The following is a 2,500-nucleotide window of genomic DNA, read 5'->3' as shown; positions in this document are numbered from 1 at the left end:
ACTTGTTCGGCAGACAGACGGCGGGTGCTAAGGTCCGTCGTCAAAAGGGAAACAGCCCTAACCTACAGCTAAGGTCCCCAAGTCATCACTAAGTGGGAAAGCATGTGGGAATCCCAAAACAACCAGGAGGTTGGCTTAGAAGCAGCCATCCTTTAAAGAAAGCGTAACAGCTCACTGGTCTAAACAAGGGTTCCTGCGGCGAAGATGTAACGGGGCTAAAGTGATGCACCGAAGCTTAGGGTTCAGTACTTTGTACTGAGCGGTAGCGGAGCGTTCCGTAGGCCTGAGAAGCGATCTGGTAATGGGTCGTGGAGGTATCGGAAGTGCGAATGCTGACATGAGTAGCGACAAAGAGGGTGAGATGCCCTCTCGCCGAAAGACCAAGGGTTCCTGCTTAAAGCTAATCTGAGCAGGGTGAGCCGGCCCCTAAGACGAGCCCGAAGGGGGTAGTCGATGGGAACCACGTTAATATTCGTGGGCCTGGTGGTGTGTGACGGATCATGTGTGTTGTCACTCCTTATTGGATTGGAGTGGCTTCGAAATGGTTCCAGGAAATAGCCCCACCGTATAGACCGTACCCGAAACCGACACAGGTGGTCAGGTAGAGTATACCAAGGCGCTTGAGAGAAGTATCCTGAAGGAACTCGGCAAATTGCCTCCGTACCTTCGGAAGAAGGAGGCCCTCACATTGCGCAAGCAGTATGAGGGGGCACAGGCCAGGGGGTAGCGACTGTTTAGCAAAAACACAGGACTCTGCTAAGTCGGCTTCAAGACGACGTATAGGGTCTGACGCCTGCCCGGTGCCGGAAGGTTAAGAGGAGGAGTGCAAGCTCCGAATTGAAGCCCCGGTAAACGGCGGCCGTAACTATAACGGTCCTAAGGTAGCGAAATTCCTTGTCGGGTAAGTTCCGACCTGCACGAATGGCGTAACGACTTCCCCACTGTCTCCAGGATATGCTCAGCGAAATTGAATTCTCCGTGAAGATGCGGAGTACCCGCGGTTAGACGGAAAGACCCCGTGCACCTTTACTGCAGCTTCAGAGTGGCATTAGGAAAGAATTGTGTAGCATAGGTGGGAGGCTTTGAAGCACCGGCGCCAGCTGGTGTGGAGCCATAGGTGAAATACCACCCTGTTGTTTTCTGATGTCTAACCCAGGACCGTTATCCGGTTCGGGGACCCTCTGTGGCGGGTAGTTTGACTGGGGCGGTCGCCTCCTAAAGAGTAACGGAGGCGCGCGATGGTAGGCTCAGGCCGGTTGGAAACCGGCTGTTAGAGTGCAATGGCATAAGCCTGCCTGACTGCGAGACTGACGAGTCGAGCAGAGACGAAAGTCGGTCATAGTGATCCGGTGGTCCCTCGTGGAAGGGCCATCGCTCAACGGATAAAAGGTACGCCGGGGATAACAGGCTGATGATTCCCAAGAGCTCATATCGACGGAATCGTTTGGCACCTCGATGTCGGCTCATCACATCCTGGGGCTGGAGCAGGTCCCAAGGGTTTGGCTGTTCGCCAATTAAAGTGGTACGTGAGCTGGGTTCAGAACGTCGCGAGACAGTTTGGTCCCTATCTGCCGTGGGCGTCGATACTTGAGAGGAGTTGCCCCTAGTACGAGAGGACCGGGGTGAACATGCCTCTGGTGTACCTGTCGTTCCGCCAGGAGCGCAGCAGGGTAGCTATGCATGGACGGGATAACCGCTGAAAGCATCTAAGCGGGAAGCCTCCCTCAAGATAAGGTATCATCGAGTCGTGATAGACCATCACGTTGATAGGCCGGGTGTGGAAGTGCGGTAACGCATGAAGCTAACCGGTCCTAATAACTCTGTTCATGCTTAAACGGGCTCCCAGAAAAGTATTACTTTTTAGGGTCCCGGAGAGTCCCACCATCAATGACAGCTCTGCACGGAAACATCCGTGATCAGGTCTGGCGTTGGACGGACGATCCTCCAGCCAGTCACATCTGATACGCATCGATTAAAGACATCCGCAGGCTCCATTGCCTGGTGACCATAGCGTCCGTGCCCCACCCGATCCCATCTCGAACTCGGCCGTGAAACCGGACAGCGCCAATGGTACTAACGCTCAAGCGTTGGAAGAGTAGGTCGTCGCCAGGCATTGAAGCTTGCGGAAGTCAAAACAAACCCATTCACAAATCACCATCCTCCAACGCGCCAGGGCTCAACGCCCCAGCGCAGCACGGGATGGTCTGGTCAGGCCCGCAAACCGCAGGCTTGACCAACACAACCCCGGCGCGGGGTGGAGCAGCCCGGTAGCTCGTCAGGCTCATAACCTGAAGGTCGCAGGTTCAAATCCTGCCCCCGCAACCAGATAAGGGTTGACTGTTTCGGCGGTCACACTAGATGGGCGCTTCCCACGGCGGTTCGGTATCCGAATCGGCAAGGGCGGCGCCACTGAAGTGGCCCGGTTCTTTGACATTGTTGTTTTAGATGAAGGGACATGTGGGCGACGGCGTCTGCGTCTTGGGAGCTTCGGGCTCTATGT

Annotated in this window: 1 tRNA gene and 2 rRNA genes (1 of these 3 cut by a window edge); all 3 read left to right on the top strand. The window is 55.4% G+C overall.

The window, feature by feature from the left end:
- Window positions 1–1,834 (top strand): 23S ribosomal RNA (locus AC1Q5P_RS06255); it begins 974 nt to the left of the window's first position.
- A gap of 163 nt (window positions 1,835–1,997) precedes the next feature.
- A 5S ribosomal RNA gene (rrf, locus tag AC1Q5P_RS06250) occupies window positions 1,998–2,112 on the top strand.
- Between the two features lie 136 nt (window positions 2,113–2,248).
- Window positions 2,249–2,325: transfer RNA gene (locus AC1Q5P_RS06245), tRNA-Met, on the top strand.
- The last annotated feature ends 175 nt before the right edge of the window (window positions 2,326–2,500 follow it).

The sequence above is a fragment of the Novosphingobium sp. GW835-FHT14H07 genome (assembly GCF_058793515.1).
This window is presented reverse-complemented; position numbering and strand designations above follow the sequence as displayed.